The organism is Novosphingobium sp. FG137, from assembly GCF_057809735.1.
The window spans coordinates 99,808-114,340 of the sequence record NZ_JBMDKN010000005.1; the positions used below are offsets into that span (position 1 = coordinate 99,808).

17 protein-coding genes and 1 tRNA gene are annotated in these 14,533 nt (G+C 66.1%); 5 read left to right on the top strand and 13 right to left on the bottom strand.

The genetic code is table 11. The annotated features are described in order from the left end of the window. Positions 1 to 3 precede the first annotated feature (3 nt). From ACODS2_RS15100 to ACODS2_RS15115, 4 genes are all read right to left on the bottom strand, one after another. Positions 4 to 1,359: a pyruvate dehydrogenase complex E1 component subunit beta gene (locus ACODS2_RS15100; RefSeq protein ID WP_488999583.1), complete on the bottom strand. Its 1,356-nt coding sequence runs from the start codon at positions 1,357 to 1,359 to the stop codon at positions 4 to 6. Position 1,360: 1 nt separating this feature from the next. Then, positions 1,361 to 2,497, bottom strand: a complete 1,137-nt coding sequence (gene pdhA, locus ACODS2_RS15105) for a pyruvate dehydrogenase (acetyl-transferring) E1 component subunit alpha (protein WP_488999584.1) — start codon at positions 2,495 to 2,497, stop codon at positions 1,361 to 1,363. 224 nt (positions 2,498 to 2,721) lie between these two features. Continuing rightward, a tRNA-Arg gene (locus ACODS2_RS15110) sits at positions 2,722 to 2,798 on the bottom strand. Positions 2,799 to 2,841: 43 nt separating this feature from the next. Next, positions 2,842 to 3,270 carry a (deoxy)nucleoside triphosphate pyrophosphohydrolase gene (locus tag ACODS2_RS15115; RefSeq protein ID WP_488999585.1) on the bottom strand — a complete coding sequence of 143 codons (429 nt, stop codon included), beginning with the start codon at positions 3,268 to 3,270 and terminating at the stop codon, positions 2,842 to 2,844. A 78-nt stretch (positions 3,271 to 3,348) separates the two neighbouring features. On the opposite strand from ACODS2_RS15115, the gene ACODS2_RS15120 reads away from it, so the two are divergent. The 3 genes from ACODS2_RS15120 (at position 3,349) to ACODS2_RS15130 (ending at position 4,431) form a co-directional block, all read left to right on the top strand. Next, on the top strand, positions 3,349 to 3,525 hold the full coding sequence (locus ACODS2_RS15120) for a Flp family type IVb pilin (RefSeq protein WP_298174740.1): 177 nt from the start codon (positions 3,349 to 3,351) through the stop codon (positions 3,523 to 3,525). Between the two features lie 214 nt (positions 3,526 to 3,739). Beyond that, the gene (locus ACODS2_RS15125) at positions 3,740 to 3,928 is read left to right on the top strand and encodes a Flp family type IVb pilin (protein WP_488999586.1); all 189 of its coding nucleotides are present in this window, start codon (positions 3,740 to 3,742) and stop codon (positions 3,926 to 3,928) included. Positions 3,929 to 4,242: 314 nt separating this feature from the next. Further along, positions 4,243 to 4,431, top strand: coding sequence for a Flp family type IVb pilin (locus ACODS2_RS15130; RefSeq protein ID WP_488999587.1), 189 nt, complete (start codon positions 4,243 to 4,245; stop codon positions 4,429 to 4,431). A gap of 72 nt (positions 4,432 to 4,503) precedes the next feature. On the opposite strand, the gene ACODS2_RS15135 is transcribed toward ACODS2_RS15130, so the two are convergent. The 5 genes from ACODS2_RS15135 to ACODS2_RS15155 form a co-directional block, all read right to left on the bottom strand. Then, positions 4,504 to 5,979: a M48 family metalloprotease gene (locus ACODS2_RS15135; protein ID WP_488999588.1), complete on the bottom strand. Its 1,476-nt coding sequence runs from the start codon at positions 5,977 to 5,979 to the stop codon at positions 4,504 to 4,506. Between the two features lie 126 nt (positions 5,980 to 6,105). Continuing rightward, positions 6,106 to 7,050, bottom strand: a complete 945-nt coding sequence (locus ACODS2_RS15140) for an acetyl-CoA carboxylase carboxyltransferase subunit alpha (protein ID WP_488999589.1) — start codon at positions 7,048 to 7,050, stop codon at positions 6,106 to 6,108. A gap of 10 nt (positions 7,051 to 7,060) precedes the next feature. Further along, the gene (locus ACODS2_RS15145) at positions 7,061 to 8,011 is read right to left on the bottom strand and encodes a tyrosine recombinase (protein WP_488999590.1); all 951 of its coding nucleotides are present in this window, start codon (positions 8,009 to 8,011) and stop codon (positions 7,061 to 7,063) included. Between the two features lie 6 nt (positions 8,012 to 8,017). Then, positions 8,018 to 9,913 carry a hypothetical protein gene (locus ACODS2_RS15150; RefSeq protein WP_488999591.1) on the bottom strand — a complete coding sequence of 632 codons (1,896 nt, stop codon included), beginning with the start codon at positions 9,911 to 9,913 and terminating at the stop codon, positions 8,018 to 8,020. Further along, a complete protein-coding gene (locus ACODS2_RS15155) occupies positions 9,910 to 10,050 on the bottom strand; it encodes a hypothetical protein (protein ID WP_298174732.1) in 141 nt (46 codons plus the stop codon). The genes ACODS2_RS15150 and ACODS2_RS15155 overlap by 4 nt, the downstream gene beginning before the upstream one ends. A gap of 116 nt (positions 10,051 to 10,166) precedes the next feature. Between ACODS2_RS15155 and ACODS2_RS15160 the strand changes: the two genes are divergently transcribed. Together ACODS2_RS15160 and aroB are read left to right on the top strand one after the other, a co-directional pair. After that, complete coding sequence (locus ACODS2_RS15160) at positions 10,167 to 10,748, top strand: shikimate kinase (RefSeq protein WP_298174730.1); 582 nt, start codon at positions 10,167 to 10,169, stop codon at positions 10,746 to 10,748. Next, positions 10,739 to 11,848, top strand: a complete 1,110-nt coding sequence (aroB, locus tag ACODS2_RS15165; protein ID WP_488999592.1) for a 3-dehydroquinate synthase — start codon at positions 10,739 to 10,741, stop codon at positions 11,846 to 11,848. Before ACODS2_RS15160 ends, aroB begins: the two co-directional genes overlap by 10 nt. On the opposite strand, the gene ACODS2_RS15170 is transcribed toward aroB, so the two are convergent. The 4 genes from ACODS2_RS15170 to ACODS2_RS15185 all read right to left on the bottom strand — a co-directional run bounded on the left by ACODS2_RS15170 (position 11,845) and on the right by ACODS2_RS15185 (position 14,518). Continuing rightward, the gene (locus ACODS2_RS15170; protein ID WP_488999593.1) at positions 11,845 to 12,297 is read right to left on the bottom strand and encodes a DUF488 domain-containing protein; all 453 of its coding nucleotides are present in this window, start codon (positions 12,295 to 12,297) and stop codon (positions 11,845 to 11,847) included. The two genes, aroB and ACODS2_RS15170, sit on opposite strands and share 4 nt — an antisense overlap. 5 nt (positions 12,298 to 12,302) lie before the next feature. After that, a complete protein-coding gene (locus tag ACODS2_RS15175; protein WP_488999594.1) occupies positions 12,303 to 12,674 on the bottom strand; it encodes a tRNA-binding protein in 372 nt (123 codons plus the stop codon). Continuing rightward, positions 12,674 to 13,456 (bottom strand): enoyl-CoA hydratase-related protein, encoded by a 783-nt coding sequence (locus ACODS2_RS15180; protein ID WP_488999595.1) that lies wholly within the window; start codon positions 13,454 to 13,456, stop codon positions 12,674 to 12,676. Before ACODS2_RS15180 ends, ACODS2_RS15175 begins: the two co-directional genes overlap by 1 nt. A 96-nt stretch (positions 13,457 to 13,552) precedes the next feature. Further along, positions 13,553 to 14,518 carry a glucokinase gene (locus ACODS2_RS15185; RefSeq protein ID WP_488999596.1) on the bottom strand — a complete coding sequence of 322 codons (966 nt, stop codon included), beginning with the start codon at positions 14,516 to 14,518 and terminating at the stop codon, positions 13,553 to 13,555. Positions 14,519 to 14,533: the final 15 nt, after the last annotated feature.

Genomic DNA, 14,533 nt, shown 5'->3' on the forward strand with positions numbered 1-14,533 from the left:
AGATCAGCGGTAGCAGACCTTCTTGACCGCCGCGATCACCCGCGCGGTATCGACCAGCGCGAGCTTTTCGAGATTGGCGGCGTAAGGCAGCGGCACGTCTTCGTTGCAGACGCGCAGGACCGGGGCGTCGAGGTGGTCAAAGCCCTCTTCCATCACGATGCTGATGATTTCCGAAGCAATCGAGCAAACCGGGAAGCCTTCCTCGACCACGACCATGCGGTTGGTGCGCGCCAGGCTTTCGAGCACGGCCGCCTTGTCGAGCGGGCGCAGCGTCCGCAAATCGAGCACTTCGGCCTCGATGCCTTCGGCGGCGAGCTTCTCGGCAGCGTCGAGCGCAAGGGCAACGCCGATCGAGTAGGTCACGATGGTGACATCGCGGCCCGCGCGCATGGTGCGCGCCTTGCCGATGGGGACGGTGTAGTCATCCAGCTGCGGCACATCGAACGCGCGGCCATAGACCAGCTCGTTTTCGAGGAAGACGACCGGATCGGGGCTGCGGATGGCGGACTTGAGCAGGCCCTTGGCGTCAGCCGCGTCATAGGGCGCGATGACGATCAGGCCGGGGACCGAGGCGTACCACGGCGCATAGTTCTGGCTGTGCTGCGCGCCGACGCGTGCGGCGGCGCCGTTGGGGCCGCGAAACACGATGGGGCAGCGCATCTGGCCGCCGGACATATAGTTGGTCTTGGCTGCCGAATTGATGATGTGATCGATCGCCTGCATGGCGAAGTTGAACGTCATGAATTCGATGATCGGCCGCAGACCGCCCATGGCGGCACCCGTGCCGATACCGGCAAAGCCATATTCGGTGATCGGCGTATCGATCACGCGGCGGGGGCCGAATTCCTCGAGCAGGCCCTGCGTGACCTTGTAGGCGCCCTGGTATTCGGCGACTTCCTCACCCATCACGAACACGCGGTCGTCGGCGCGCATTTCCTCGGCCATCGCATCGCGCAAGGCTTCGCGGACAGTGGTTGAGGTCATGGCGGTTCCGGTGGGGACTGCGGCGACGGGAGCCGGAGCAGCGACAGGCGCTGGCGGCGGCGGTGCGGCCACGACCGGCGCAGTGGCCGGAGCCGGGGCTGGCGCCGAAGCGGGTGCGGGCGCAGCCGGTTCGTCATCGCCGGTAATCGTCGCGATCACGGTGCCGACCTTCACGCCTTCGGTGCCTTCGGCGACCATGAGCGCGCCGATCACGCCTTCGTCGACCGCTTCGAATTCCATCGTCGCCTTGTCGGTCTCGATCTCGGCGAGAATGTCGCCGGACTTCACCGTGTCACCGGGCTTTACCAGCCATTTGGCGAGGGTGCCTTCCTCCATCGTCGGGGAAAGCGCGGGCATCTTGAGATCAATCGCCATGTCAGTAGGTCCCCACCAGCACGTCGGTATAGAGTTCGGCGGGCGCCGGTTCGGGCGAGCTCTCGGCAAAATCGGCGGCTTCGGCGACGATCTGGCGGATCTTCTTGTCGATGGCCTTGATCGCGTCCTCGGTCACGCCGCGGCGCAGCAAGTCCTGCTTAGCGCCCTCGATCGGATCGTGGTGGTCGCGCATTTCCTGCACTTCCTCGCGGCTGCGGTACTTCGCCGGGTCCGACATCGAGTGACCGCGATAGCGATAGGTGTTGAGCTCCATGAGCACCGGCCCATTGCCACCACGGACATATTCGAGCGCAACTTCGGCAGCGGCGCGTACTTCGAGCACGTCCATGCCGTTGACGTCCATGCCGGGGATGCGGAAACCGGTGCCGCGGCGGTGGAAGTGCGTTTCAGCCGAGCCGCGCTTGACCGCGGTGCCCATGGCATAGCCGTTGTTTTCAACGACGAAGACGATGGGAAGCTGCCACAGGGCGGCCATGTTGAAGGTTTCGTAGACCTGGCCCTGGTTGGCCGCGCCATCGCCGAAATAGGCCATGCAGACGCCGCCATCACCCCGGTACTTGTGCGCGAAGGCAAGGCCCGCGCCCAGTGGCACCTGCGCGCCGACAATGCCATGTCCGCCGTAGAACTTGTGGTCGGTCGAGAACATGTGCATCGAGCCGCCCTTGCCCCGGCTGATGCCCGCGCCGCGCCCGGTTAGTTCGGCCATGATCACCTTGGGATCGATGCCGTAGGCCAACATGTGGCCATGATCGCGGTAGCCGGTGATAACGCTGTCGTGGCCTTCCTTGAGCGCCGACTGCAGGCCGACGGCCACCGCTTCCTGCCCGATATAGAGGTGGCAGAAGCCGCCAATGAGGCCGAGGCCATAGAGCTGGCCGGCCTTTTCCTCGAAGCGGCGAATCAGCACCATCTGTTCGTAGAAGTGGAGCAGTTCCTCATCGCTCGCATCGAAGCGCTTGTTATTGGCGTGGGCCTGCTGGAGGCTGCGCAGCGCGAAGGTGGCTTCATCTTCGGGCGCAATGGCCGGAGGGACTGGGCTTGCCGCAGCGGGAGCGGCTTTGGGCGCAGCCGGCGACTTTGTCGCTTTGGTTACGCGCGGCTTGGCGGACTGGGCCAATGCGGTGGTTCCTTGTCTGGCAGCCTGGGGAGGGCACATGTCATGGCAGCAGCCCGTCCAAGGGGAGCGCCACAAGCGCCGCTATAGGACCAAGTGCCTGAAATCCGCAACGGGCAAGGCTTGGCGCCGCCGCTTTCGTATACCTATTCGAGCGGTATTCCGACACAGCCCCGCGCGCGGCATGGTTGCCGCAAAGCAGCGCGAAATCCAGCGATTTAGGGAAATGGTGCACCCGGAGCGATTCGAACGCCCGACCCTCAGATTCGTAGTCTGATGCTCTATCCAGCTGAGCTACGGGTGCGTGGAAGCGCGCCTCTATAGCCGCCTCCCGGGCTTGGCAACCCCTAATGACGGTTTTTTAGGTGGCGCTGCAATGCGGCGGCCAGCGGCACGTCGAGCGGCGGCATGGAAAGTGCTGATAGCGCCTCGGCATTCAGCCATTGCAGCTCGGCACCCGCCTCGGGCACAGGCATGCCTTCCCAGCATCGGCAGGTGTAGAGCAGAAGCACCAGCGGCCGGGTGCTTTCCTGTTCGGAATTCGCGGCGAACGTCAGCGGCTCCAGATCGGCAGCGTCGATGGTGATCGACAATTCCTCCGCGATCTCCCGGACAAGGGCGGAGGCAGGCCCCTCACCCGGCTCCACCTTGCCGCCGGGAAACTCCCACAGGCCTCCATGGGCGCGGCCTTCGGGCCGGCGCTGCATCAGCACCCGGTCCGTGTCATCGAGCAGGGCCAGAGCAACGACGATCAGCAATGTCGGGTTCGCTGCCAAGGCCGGGGATTCCATTTATGCTTTGTTAGCCTTGCCTCCCCTAGAATATACCTAGACGCGGACAGGGGTAACCGATTGATGTTGGACTTTGTCCGTAAGCCACTGGTGGACAACACGGGTGCCACTGCCGTCGAGTATGGCCTGCTCATCGGTGTGATCGCAATGACGATGTTTTTCGGCATGAGCGCCTTCGTGAATTCGCTTTTCACGATGTACAACACGATCGACGCCAATCTCACCAAAGCCAAGAAATAGCCCCGCCTGCGCCGCACATCGCTGCGCATCTGGCACCACCTTTCCGGACAAGCAGCGGATCGCAGCGGGATTGTTCCCAACAATAAACAAGGCGTCTTTACGTTTTGTCAGGGAATGCCGGATAATTTGACACTTGCAATTTCGTGCGGCCGGGGGGTCGTAGGAGCGAAAGAGCACGTCGGTGGCGCAAGCTGCCAGGTGGAGGACCATTCGCATGACACTTTTCAAGACGCTTCTTCGGGATGAAGAAGGTGCCACAGCCATCGAGTATGGCCTGATTGCTGCGCTGATCGCGGTTGCCGCGATCACGGCCATGGGCGCTCTGGGCAACTCGCTCTCGAACACCTTCACGCAGGTTTCGACCAAGCTTAACAACGCGCAGGACGGCAAGGGTCCGTTCTAACCGCGCGTGGTTTTCGGATCTGGCAATGAAGTCGGGGGCGCGGTTATCCACGCCCCCTTCTTCGCGTGTCGGAGCGGGTTATCTTCTGTGTTGGGAATGCCGGATTACTTTACAGTGTATGCAGCGCATGGCGGGCCGCAAGCGGGAGACGGCGGTCTTCCGCCGCAAACTGATCAAGCAAAAGGTTTTCGGCCCCTTAAGCATTTGTCAGCACCTGTCGGGTAGTTTTACGCAGTCTGGTCATTCAGCCGGTGGTCGGTGAAGCGGGTTCAGACGAACAGATTGTCGTACTGCCTGCTGGAGCACTTCTCGCCATGACCCTTTTCCGCAATCTCATGTCCGACCAGAGCGGCGCTACCGCCATCGAATATGGCCTGATTGCCGCGCTTGTCGCCACGGGGGCCGTGGTCGCGATGGGCGCTCTCGGCAATTCGCTTTCGAACACTTTCACACAGGTCTCGACCAAGTTGAGCAATGCGCAGGACGGCAAGGGCCCGTTCTAAGCGCAGGCTTCCGCCTTCAAGATTGCAAAAGGGCGGGCGTGGCTGACCACGGCCGCCCTTTTGCGCGCGGGATCAATAGACGATCAGCTTGACCCGTGCTCCGGGGACAAGCGGGCTTGCCGCATCGAGCGCGTTGAGCACCAGAAACCGGTCCAGCGGCCGATCATCGTAGGCCATCCGGCGGGCAAGCGATTGCACCGTATCGCCCTTCTTCACGGTTACTACCATGAGCCGCCGCGCGCGCACTGCGCCCGCCTCGCCAATGGTGATCCGCCGCATCGAGGAAAACATCGGGTCGAACGCGCCGGCCTGCCCGGCCGCGCTGATCGTGGTGAAGTGGAACGCCTGGCCCGGCCCCCATGCATAAGCGAATACAACGACATCGCGCGCGCCCTCGCCGGTATTGACGCGGGTCATGCCATAGGCCGCCGGGATGCCGTTGACTGTGGTCGTGCGAACCTCGTCCGGCGCGATGCGCTGCTGGTCTGAAAGGCCCGCAAAGACCGTACGGACATAGGCATCGAGGTTGCCCGAGTAGGGCGCCGTGGACATCTCGCCCTTCCCTGATTGGCCGCTGATCGCAACCGAACGGGTGCCGTTGACGAGGTAGAAGCCCTGCGGCGCCTGGAAGCTCATGCGGAAACCGGGATGGAGGAACTTGCGCCCATCGACCACGCCCTGCTTGGGATCATCGCCATAGGTGATGCCCTCGACGCGGGTGAGGAAGAGATCGCGATTGGTCGTGCCCCGCGCATTAGTCCCGGCCAGCGCCAGCGCTGCCGTGACGCGCGAGGCGGGATCGGGGTGGGTGCTCGCCCATTCCGGCACCTTGTCGGTGGTGCCGGTGAGTTGGGCATCGAGCGCCGTCTGCTGGGCGAGGCTGCGCAGCACCGAACTCATCGCGCGCGGATCATACCCGGCGCGTTTGAGGTAGGTGACGCCAAGTGCATCTGCCTCGCTTTCCTGCCCGCGCGAATAGCGCAGGGTGAGGAGCTGGCTGCCGGTGGAGAAAATCTTCTGTCCGAGCTGGCCGAGAGCCGAATTGCCCAGCACCGCGCCAGCAAGGACCGAGCCGAGCACCCCGAGGATGCTGTTGCGCGTCGCGGCACTTTCGCGCTTCTGCGAATGTCGGGCAGCGACATGGCCGACTTCGTGGCCGAGCACGCCGGCAAGCTCCGCCTCGTTGTTCATCAGTGCGACGAGTTGGCGCGTGACGTAGACGTAGCCGCCGGGGATGGCGAATGCATTATTGACGGGCGAATTGAGCAGCGTGACGGTAAAATCGCTGCGCGCATTGCCGAGGCCGGACTGGAACGCGATCGTCTTGCCAACGCCTTCGACATAGGTCGCCTGCGGCCCCGTCAAGGCACCGCCGAATTCGGCGAGCAGCTGCGGATGGGCCTTGGCACCTTGCGCCTTGTCCGCCGCGCTGATCGTGGCGACGGTGCCTTGTGCGTCTGCACGCGAAATCGGCACGGCAGGCCCTGCGAGCACGAGGCCGCCAGCCCCGGCAGCCAGCAGGAACGCGCGAAACGGGCGAATGGTCATAGTCTCTCCCCTGTGCCTGCGGTGCGCGCGACCCAAGGCCCGGCACCATCAGTAGCATGACGCCAGTCTAGCCATGCCAATGGCGGCAAGACCAGAGGCATTTGCTTTGGGAAGGTTCGGCTGCCCTCAGGCGCCGATGCGCAGGAACCGCTCGGCGCGCAGGGCGCGCAGCGTATCGGCAGGTTTGCCCGCGAGCGCGGCAAGTTCATCGGCAATCGCCTTGCCGAGCGCGAGCGCGGCGGCGGTGCCATCGCGGTGCGCGCCGCCAACTGGCTCTGGCACGATCCGGTCGATCACGCCAAGTGCGAGGAGATCTTGCGCGGTTATCCGCATGGCCTCTGCGGCCTCGGGTGCCTTTTCGGCGGTGCGCCAGAGGATCGACGCGCAGCCTTCGGGCGAGATCACAGAATAGACCGCGTGTTCGAACATGAGCACGCGTTCTGCGCTGGCGAGCGCGACCGCGCCGCCCGAGCCGCCCTCACCCACGATCGCGGCAACCATCGGCACGCCCAGCGCAAGGCAGGCCTCGGTGCTGCGGGCGATGGCTTCGGCCTGACCGCGCTCTTCCGCCTCGACGCCCGGGAATGCGCCTGAGGTATCGACCAGCGTGACGACCGGAAGACCGTAGCGGCTCGCCATTTCCATCAGGCGCACCGCCTTGCGGTAGCCTTCGGGCTTGCCCATGCCGAAGTTGTGGCGGATGCGGCTCTGCGTATCGTGGCCCTTTTCGTGGCCGATCAGCATGACCGCGCGGCCTTCGAGCGTGGCGAAACCGCCGACGATGGCGTGATCCTCGCCAAACTTGCGATCACCGCCCAAGGGCATGAAATCGGAGAAGGCCTTGCTCACGTAGTCACGGAAATGGGGCCGCGAGGGGTGGCGGGCTACCTGCGTCTTCTGCCACGGCGTCAGCGAGCGGTAGGTGCTGGCGAGCAGCTCGCCAGACTTGGCTTCGAGCCGGCGGATTTCGGACGCGATATCGAGCGCGCCGGTCTGCGCCGTTTCGCGCAGCTCGGCAATGCGCGCTTCGAGCGCGGCGATCGGCTTTTCGAATTCGAGATAGGAAATCATCCGCGCCGCGCTAAGGCTGGCTGGCCGCCGGGTCAACCTTTTGCGCCGGGTTTTGCGCCGCCGCACCCATTCCTGGGCCAAGCGGATGGCGGCTGTTGACCAGCGCGACGAGCCTTGCGGCATCGACATGGGTGTAGATCTGCGTCGTCGCGATATCGGCATGGCCGAGCAGGGTCTGCAGCACGCGCAGGTCCGCACCGCCTTCAAGGAGATGCGTGGCGAAGGCGTGACGCAAGACATGCGGGCTAACCTTTTCCGGATCGAGCCCGGCCCTTAGCGCCAGATCGCGCAGGAGCTGGAACAGGCGCACCCGCGAGAGGTGGCCCCCACCTTGAACCTTGGCGCGCGGGCTGGGAAAGACCCAGCGCCCACCCTTGGGGCGCAGCGCCAGCCAGCGAGTGAGCGCGGCACCCGCTCGCGCGCTGACCGGGACCATGCGCTGCTGGCCGCCCTTGCCGGTAATCATCAGGAACGGTGCGTCGCGCGGGACTGCGGCCAAAGGCAGCGAGACAAGTTCGGTGGCGCGCAGGCCCGAGCCATAGAGCAGTTCGAGGAGGGCAAGCATGCGGGCACCCTCCCCTGCCTGCGCTTCGCTCTCCGCCAGGGTGAACAGCGCGGCGATCTCGCCGTGCCCGAGCAGGCGCGGCAGCGGGCGGCGGATGCGCGGGCGCGGGAGCGCGGCGGAGGGATCATCACTGCGCAGGCCCTCGTCCGCAAGGAAGCCGTAGAACTGGCGCAGCGCCGAAGCTTTGCGTGCTAGGCTGGAGGGCGCGAGATCGCGCCAGGCTTCGGCAAGGCCGGCGATGGCCTCGCTGTCAGCGATCACGAGATCGCCGATCTCCTCGCGCGCCGCCCTGAGGTCCCGCCCATAGGCGGCGAGCGTGTTGGCGGCGGCGCCGCGCTCGGCGGCGAGCATCGCAAGGAAGGCCTCGATCGGATCGCGCGAGGGTTCCGCTGCCATCGCGCGTCAGACCCGCGCCACGGCCTCCGCCGCGATCATCCGCGCCTCACCCTCCAGCCCGGCGCGGCGCAGCGCGGCGACGATGTGGTAGAGATGCAGCGGGGTCATCTTGTCCCACCCGCTGCCCTGCATGCCGAATCCGGCGAGCAGGGCCACCAGCACGGGGTTTTCCGAGGCGGCGGCGGCATCGATTGCGCGGGTCCAGCGCGTCTCGCGCGCAAGGTCGAGCTTCAGATCGTCGGCCACGCGGCGCGCGGTGGCGGGATCGACCCGGCCGAGGCCCATCAACCCGGCAAGCAGGAAGCGCGAGCGCAAGCCGCCGGTGCTGGTATCGCCCGATTGGAATGTACCCAGCGTATCGGCACCGATCGCGGCGGACTTGGCGGGCGCGGCCAGCGCGATGAGGCCCCAGGCCTCGCTGCCGACGGGGACCATGCTGGCCCAGCGCGCCGCGTTACGATCGAGCCCGGCGGTAAGCATCGAGGCGATGAGCCCCTTGGCATCACCGGAAAGATTGGCATCGGGCGTGATACGCGCGGCGGCATAGGCGGTGAGGACGAGGCGCGAATAGGCGCGGTCCGGATCGCTGGCATCGCCCCAGAGATTGCGGATGGCCGAGAGCCGGTCTGCCACGTCGGCGGCGAGATAGGCGCTGCGCAGCGTATCGGCGAGCGGCCCCCAGGTGCGGTCAGGCTCGTCCAGCGCGTGGATCTCGCTGTAGAGATCGACCATGGCGGCGGACGACAGGATGCCGCGTTCCGCCGCGATATCGGCAGCTTCGGCGCGGGCAGTAAGCGGGAGCATCGGCGCGCGTACCGCAAGGACGGCATAGGCCGCGCCCGCCTGCTTGCGCAGCGCTTCGGGCGGTTCGAGGCCGGTGGCGAGCGCGAGGCCAGTGCGCCAGGGTGTGAGACTGTCCACCCCGGCCCATTCGATCTTCACCGCGCGGTGGCCCTGGCTGGCCGCGCCGGCAAACTTCTGGGCGAGCAGGATGTCGATCTTGGGCGCGGTGCCCTTGCGCATGGCGTTGTCGAGCACGGCAAGTGCAGGCGCGCCCTCTCCGCCGGTGAAGGCGGTGCAGATCGCGCGGGTCAGCGTCCAGTCCCAGCCCGGCCGGCCGGCGGCGGTGAGCGCGGTGATCGGGCAAAGGCCGACCGGATCGGCGGTAGCAAGGAAGCTCCCCATCGCCGCATCCTCGAGCGTGCGGGTGTAGAACCCGCTATCGACTTCCTGCACCATGGCGCGCGCAGCATCGGCTTCGCCCATGCGCAGCAGCACTTGCGCGCGCAGCGCCGCCCAGTCTGCACCGTTCAGGCCGACGGGCGTATCGAGCCGGCTCGCGAGGGCGCGGCGAAGCATGATGTGGCCCCAGCGCGAGACGAGATCGCCGCGCATGCTTGTCAGCAGTCCGGCGACGAAGGGGCCGTTCAGATAGTGGCTCGAGACGGCGGGGAAGCCGCCATCCGCCTGATCGAAGAAGCCCACGCGCGAAAGGCTGCGCTGGGCGTGCGGTGGAATGTCCGCACGCGGCTTGGCGCTGGCGATCAGTTGGTCGATCAAGGCCGGATCGATGTCGCCTGTTCCATTGGCGGCAGCAACCGGAGCGGCGGCTGCCGGTGCGGGGTTGCCGGGGAGCGGTTGAACCGTCGGCACGGAAACGGCCTGCGCGGTGGGCGAGGATGCCGGGCGTTGCACGTTGACGACAGCCGGTGCGCCCGTGCGTGCCGGTGCGGGTGCGCTCGCAGCCGGGCGCGGCGGGGTCTGCGGTTTGCGCACTGGTGCGGCGGGCTTGTCGTCAAAACCCGGCGGAAGCAGCGATTCCTGCGCGGTGACGGCTATTGCCGAAAGCGCGCCGATGGCCGCGCAAGTCAGGGCAACAAGGCGAACGCGGCGACGGCTCACGGAGCGGCCTGTGCGCTCGGCGCCGCAACGGGCGTCTCGATCCAGCGCGTCGGCTGCGTATCCCCCATGAACCATGCCAATGCCAATATCGCCACCACCATCAAGAGGCCGCACAATGCCAGAATTCGAGCCTTCACCAAACACGCTCCTGCGGCCGCTGACCTTGCCCGCCTTCGGGGCGTTGCCGCAGCTCTTGCACAACACCTGCTCAACCCTTGCACTCGCCCCTAGCGCAACTATAGGCGGCGCGGCAATGGAGCACGAAGACCCCGCCTTCTCAACCGCCGCGGTCCAGCGGCTGGCTGCCCGTATCGATCGGCCGATCGTGCTGGTCGGCATGATGGGCGTTGGCAAGACAACGGTGGGTCGCAGGCTCGCCGCGATGCTGGGCGTGCCCTTCTGCGATGCCGACGAGGAGATCGAGAAGGCGGCGCATATGTCGATCCCCGAGATCTTCGCGCAGTTCGGCGAACCCTATTTCCGCAGCGGAGAGCGCCGGGTGATCGCAAGGTTGGTGGGCGAGGACGGCGTGCCGGTGCGCCGCGTGCTGGCGACGGGCGGCGGCGCCTTTGTTGATCCCGAAACGCGCGCGCTGATCCTGCGGCGCGCGATTGCGGTCTGGCTCGACAGCGATCTCGATACGCTGGTCATGCGGGTGGGGCGCAAGGGCAACCGCCCGCTGCTGAAGAACGGCAATCCGCGCGAGATCCTGGCAAAGCTCAAGGCCGAGCGCGGGCCCACCTATGCCGAAGCGCCGATCCATGTGAAGAGCGGCAACCAGCCCCATCAGGCGACCGCGCTCACCATCCTGAAGGCAATCGACGCATGGCTGTGATCCCCGTCAATATCGCTGGCGCCCCATATGAGGTGCGGATCGAGGCTGGACTACTGGCCGCAGCGGGCGAGCACTGCCGACCGTTCATTCGCGGCGGCAAGGTGGTGGTGGTCACCGACGAGCGCGTGGCCGCTGCCTGGCGCGAGACAGTGGCCGGTTCGCTCATGGCATCCGGCATCGCCAGCGAGTGGCTCGTGTTGCCTGCAGGCGAGAGCACCAAGAGCTGGGAATACCTCGCCCGCACTGCCGACTGGCTGCTCGAGCAGGGCGTGGAGCGCAAGGACAGCGTGATCGCGCTGGGCGGCGGGGTGATCGGCGATCTCACAGGCTTTGCGGCCTCGATGGTCAAGCGCGGCTGTGGTTTCATCCAGATGCCGACGACCTTGCTCGCACAGGTCGATTCGAGTGTTGGCGGGAAGACCGCGATCAATACGTCTGCGGGCAAGAACCTTGTCGGCGCGTTCCATCAGCCGGTGCTGGTGCTGGCAGACCCGCTGGCGCTCGACACGCTGCCGCCGCGCGAGACGCGCGCAGGCTACGCCGAGGTCGTGAAGTACGGCCTGATCGACGATGCCGACTTCTTCCACTGGTGCGAGGCCAATGGCCATGCCTTGCTGGCGGGCGATGCCAAGGCGCGCGAGCACGCCATTGCGAAGAGCGTTGCCGCCAAGGCGCGGATCGTGGCGGCGGACGAGAAGGAAACGCTGGGCGTGCGGGCGCTGCTCAACCTCGGACACACGTTCGGCCACGCGCTGGAGGCCGAGACGGGCTTTTCGGACCGCCTGCTTCACGGCGAAGGCGTGGCGCTCGGCATGGTGCTGGCAGCGCGCTACTCGGCGCGGATCGGCCTGATGAGCGGTCAGGATGCCGAGCGGGTTGCCGCGCATATCGGTGCGGCGGGGCTGCCAGCCTCGCTCGCCGCGCTCGGCCTCACCTGCGACGGCGCGCGGCTGAAGGCGCATATGCTGCATGACAAGAAAATGGACGCAGGCACCCTGCCCTTCCTGCTGATGCGCGGGATCGGCGAGACGTTTCTGGCAAAGGACGTCGATCTGGTCGACGTCGCCGCATTCCTAGATTTGGAGCTGGCGCGCGGTTAGGCCGGATCGTCCGGCAGCAGATCGATGGCCGTGAATCCGGGCAGGACTGCTTCGCGCAGCAAGGTCCGGTGGCATTCTGCCGCGGCGCGTTCGTAGCATAGCAGCGCGACCTTGCGGTTCGCCGCGAGATCAGCCAGCGCAGCGCCTGCTGCGATGGCTTCAGGCAATTCCAGTTGTGACGCGTAGATGGCAGCAAGACTCGCGTGATCACCGCGCCGGGCGGCTGCCCGGCCATCGGCCGGTGTGCCAAGCGCTTTGAAATGGCGGTACTCGATCCCGGCCTCCTGCGCGGCGCCGGCGAGCGCTGTCTTGGAAAAGCCCGGCCGCCGTGAAAGTGGAAGGGCCCGCACATCGGCCAGCACCTCGACGCCAGCCCGCGAAAGCGCCGTCATCAGCCCGGCGACGGTCGCTTGCTCGTAGCCGATGGTCCAGATGGTCGGGACCGTCATGCAGATCAGAACAGGCGGGCGCCGTTGGGCACCTTGCCGTCCGGTGCGAAGAGCACAACACGGCCCTCTTCGTCCGGAAAACCGACTGTCAGCACTTCGGACATCATCTTGCCGATCTGGCGCGGGGGGAAATTGACGACAGCCGCAACCTGCCGCCCGATCAGCTCTTCCGGCGAATAGAGCACGGCGATCTGCGCGCTCGAACGCTTGACGCCGATGCCCTCCCCGAAGTCGATCGCCAGCTTGAGACTGGGCTTGCGCGCTTCGGGGTAGGGCTCGGCACTCACGATCGTGCCCACGCGGATATCGACCTTGAGGAAATCGTCAAAGCCGATGAGGTCTGCCGCCGGGGCTGATGGATCGTGTTCGAGATGCATTATCGACCTTTGAATTCTGCTTTGCGCTTTTCGAGGAAGGCGCGGATGCCTTCCTTGGAATCTTCGCTGTCACCGGCCTTCCACTGGCCTTCCGCCTCGATCAGCAGCGCGGCGGGGAGATCGGTTTCAAGCGCGCGCGCGACATTCTGGCGCATCACGCCGAGGGCCACGGTCGGCCCGTTGGCGAGCCGGTCCGCCAGCGCCATGGCTTCGTCGGCCAGCGCGGCATCGTCGACCGCCTTGTAGATCATGCCCCATTCTTCAGCCTTTTCGGCGCCAACGCGTTCGCCAAGCATCATCATCTGCAGCGCGCGCGACTTGCCGATCAGGCGCGGCAGGACCCAGCTGGCACCGCCATCAGGCACGAGGCCGATGTTGACGAAAGCCTGGAGGAAATAGGCGCTTTTCGCCGCAAGCACGAAATCGCCCATCAGCGCGATCGAGCAGCCAACACCGGCGGCGGGGCCGTTGACCGCAGTGACTAGCGGAACGCCGAGGCGCGAGAGCTTGGCGATCATCGGGTTGTAATGCTCGGTCAGAGCCTTGTAGCTGCCCGCGCCGCCCGCAACGCTGCGCTTGCCGGTGGCGGCAAGATCGGCACCGGAGCAAAAGGCGCGCCCTTCGCCCGTGATGACAACCGCGCGCGCGCCTTCGAGATCATAGAGCGCGTCACCGATTTCGACGGCCATGTTGGGCGGGCAGGCATTGAGCCGCTCGGGCCGGTTGAGCACGATGCGGCGGACAAGGCCGACATTTTCGACGCGGATCGTTTCGTAGGACATCGCTCTTTCCCTTAATCGTTCGGTTAAGAGAATGGCTAAGCCAGCCTTGCCAGCTTGGCAAGCGGGTTCAGCCTGTCCTCATAAAAGCGCCAAGGTTCACGAATGAGCCTGTGCAAAGGCGGCCGCCGCCCCGAACAGGCCCGGTTGCGGGTGCGTGATCAGCTTGACCGGCATGGCCGCCATCAAGCCCTCGAAGCGGCCCTTGGCGCTGAAGCGTTCGGCAAAACCGGAACGCACGAGCGTATCCTTGATCCTGAGTCCAAGCCCGCCCGCCATGACGAGCGCGCTGGCGCCGTGCGCAAGCGCGAGATCGCCCGCAACGCTGCCGAGCGAAAGGCAGAACCGGTCGACCGCAGCGGCGGCAAGGCTGTCCTCGCCGCTGGTGCCCATCGCCCAGAGCTCCTTGTCGCTCAATGACGTGATCGCCCTGCCCTCGATGTTGGCCAGCGTTTCGTAGATATCGACGATGCCGGGTCCGGCCACGACGCGCTCGGCCGAAACCCGACGGTGCCGCCCGCGCAGCCGTGCGAGGATGGCATCCTCGATCTTGTCGAGCGGGGCATAGTCGATGTGGCCGCCCTCGGTCGGCTGAACATGGTAAGAGCCGCGCTGGCGCCAAAGCTGCGCCACGCCGAGCCCGGTTCCGGGGCCGACAATGCTGATCGTACCTTCCTCGGGCAGCGGCACATCGGGCCCGCAAAGATGGATGAAATGGGCGTCATCCGCCTGCGCCACGGCATGAGCGACGGCTGCGAAGTCGTTAACGACGACAGAGTCCGGCGCGCCCAGCTTTTCGGGGATCAGCGCCGGACGGATGATCCAGGGGTTGTTGGTGAAGCGGATCAGTTCGCCCCCGACCGGCCCCGCGACCGCGATGGCCACGGCGGGCGGCAGGGTGCCGCCGGAGAGGCGCGCGAATTCTTCCCATGCGAGCTGGAAACTGGGGTGATCGGCAGTCTTCAGCGTGACCGCTTCACCCAGCGAGACGACGCGCCCGGCCTCGACTTCGGCCATCGCAAAGCGGGCGTGCGTTCCGCCGATATCGACCGCGACCAGTTGCATGTCCCACTCCCCCTA

What these genes read in the sequence shown, in the direction of transcription:
- ACODS2_RS15100 (WP_488999583.1), bottom strand. Translation starts at nt 1,359, where the DNA reads ATGGCGATTGATCTCAAGATGCCCGCGCTTTCCCCGACGATGGAGGAA.
- ACODS2_RS15120 (WP_298174740.1), top strand. Translation starts at nt 3,349, where the DNA reads ATGTTGGACTTTGTCCGTAAGCCACTGGTGGACAACACGGGTGCCACT.
- ACODS2_RS15125 (WP_488999586.1), top strand. Translation starts at nt 3,740, where the DNA reads ATGACACTTTTCAAGACGCTTCTTCGGGATGAAGAAGGTGCCACAGCC.
- ACODS2_RS15130 (WP_488999587.1), top strand. Translation starts at nt 4,243, where the DNA reads ATGACCCTTTTCCGCAATCTCATGTCCGACCAGAGCGGCGCTACCGCC.
- ACODS2_RS15135 (WP_488999588.1), bottom strand. Translation starts at nt 5,979, where the DNA reads ATGACCATTCGCCCGTTTCGCGCGTTCCTGCTGGCTGCCGGGGCTGGC.
- ACODS2_RS15140 (WP_488999589.1), bottom strand. Translation starts at nt 7,050, where the DNA reads ATGATTTCCTATCTCGAATTCGAAAAGCCGATCGCCGCGCTCGAAGCG.
- ACODS2_RS15145 (WP_488999590.1), bottom strand. Translation starts at nt 8,011, where the DNA reads ATGGCAGCGGAACCCTCGCGCGATCCGATCGAGGCCTTCCTTGCGATG.
- ACODS2_RS15160 (WP_298174730.1), top strand. Translation starts at nt 10,167, where the DNA reads ATGGAGCACGAAGACCCCGCCTTCTCAACCGCCGCGGTCCAGCGGCTG.
- aroB (WP_488999592.1), top strand. Translation starts at nt 10,739, where the DNA reads ATGGCTGTGATCCCCGTCAATATCGCTGGCGCCCCATATGAGGTGCGG.
- ACODS2_RS15170 (WP_488999593.1), bottom strand. Translation starts at nt 12,297, where the DNA reads ATGACGGTCCCGACCATCTGGACCATCGGCTACGAGCAAGCGACCGTC.
- ACODS2_RS15175 (WP_488999594.1), bottom strand. Translation starts at nt 12,674, where the DNA reads ATGCATCTCGAACACGATCCATCAGCCCCGGCGGCAGACCTCATCGGC.
- ACODS2_RS15180 (WP_488999595.1), bottom strand. Translation starts at nt 13,456, where the DNA reads ATGTCCTACGAAACGATCCGCGTCGAAAATGTCGGCCTTGTCCGCCGC.
- ACODS2_RS15185 (WP_488999596.1), bottom strand. Translation starts at nt 14,518, where the DNA reads ATGCAACTGGTCGCGGTCGATATCGGCGGAACGCACGCCCGCTTTGCG.